The organism is Bartonella sp. AP57NXGY (genome assembly GCF_042195805.1).
Lineage (GTDB): Bacteria > Pseudomonadota > Alphaproteobacteria > Rhizobiales > Rhizobiaceae > Bartonella.
This window is the reverse complement of the sequence record NZ_JBHIOZ010000321.1, coordinates 1-1173: the sequence shown is the minus strand read 5'-3', so window position 1 is coordinate 1173 and position 1173 is coordinate 1. Positions and strand designations below refer to the sequence as shown.

General features: G+C 39.6%; 1 protein-coding gene. It reads left to right on the top strand.

The window, feature by feature from the left end:
* Nucleotides 1-42: 42 nt before the first annotated feature.
* Nucleotides 43-1173 (top strand): pertactin-like passenger domain-containing protein (locus ACFIL8_RS10635; RefSeq protein ID WP_375689745.1); only part of this gene is annotated, 1131 nt, incomplete at its 3' end.

Here is a 1173-nt window from a genome sequence, read left to right as displayed (position 1 = left end):
CAAAATCTTTATGCAGGACAAAGAAAAGAGGGGGGAAAATCAATGTATGCTGAGGTCTCTGGGAATGGGAGACAGCATGTCTTAGCGTTAGGAGAATCGGTGAAAACTACTTTGAAGGATCGAGCTACTCAAGTTGTATATCCTATAGGATTTGTAGATACTTTAACAATTACGGATTTTGCCAAATCGTGGCTACATGTTGGTGTAAAAGAAGTCGTTGGGGAAGTAAGGGTTAATCATCATGGAGAACTTTATTTGTTTGCAGGTGATTCAACAAACCATATCACCAAGAAAAGCATTCCTATAGAAAGAAAAACTGATGAAATAATAAAACCTGATGAAATAATATTTGAGATTGGTGAACGGGATACCCAGCATAAACCTCAGATTAAAATTAAAGATTTAGGTGGTAATGGAGGGACTGTTACTTTTACTTCTATTCCGTATGATCCACGACATATTTCGCTTCATGTTGAGAAACTTTCAGGGGATTTACATTTTCGTTTTAATATAAATGCTATGGGAGATTATAATAGCGATTATTTGTTGATCGATAATGGTGCCGGTAACCACAAAGTAAGTGTTACAGATTCTGGTCGGGAAATTACAGATTCTCTCCTACAAAGGAATGGTTTAGTTAGCGGAGTCAATTTAATTACCGATAAAAGCCAAGAGGGAGGTGCTAATTTTACTCTGGCAGACCTTTCGGGGACGGACATTACAGCTGTTGATGGTGGAACCTATCAGTATCGCTTGCTGAAGAGAGAAAGATGTGCTGATTCTAGTGGTCATTCTACAATTTGGTATTTATCTAGAGCTTCTGAAGATATGGGACGTTCGGATACTGAGGTACAGTGTGTGAATAAGAAAGCGAAGACTCCTCTTCCATTATCTGCAAGGAGTGGTACACAGTCTGATCAAGCCGCCTCTTCTGGAGAGAAAAACACCAGTCTTCGTTCACCTACTAAAAAAGAGATGCCCAAGCAACGTCCTCCACGTCATTTAAGAGGGGCACAGAATGTCTCTAGTGTTTCTGTATCTCCCTCTCAAGAAAATCAGACTCTTGTAGCGTTACCTCCATCAGGTCTTCATCCTTTTTCTGATGAAAAACAACAAACTGCTGTTTCAACCTCTTCTCAATCTTTAGCCGATCAAATGATTGTGCGTCCAGTT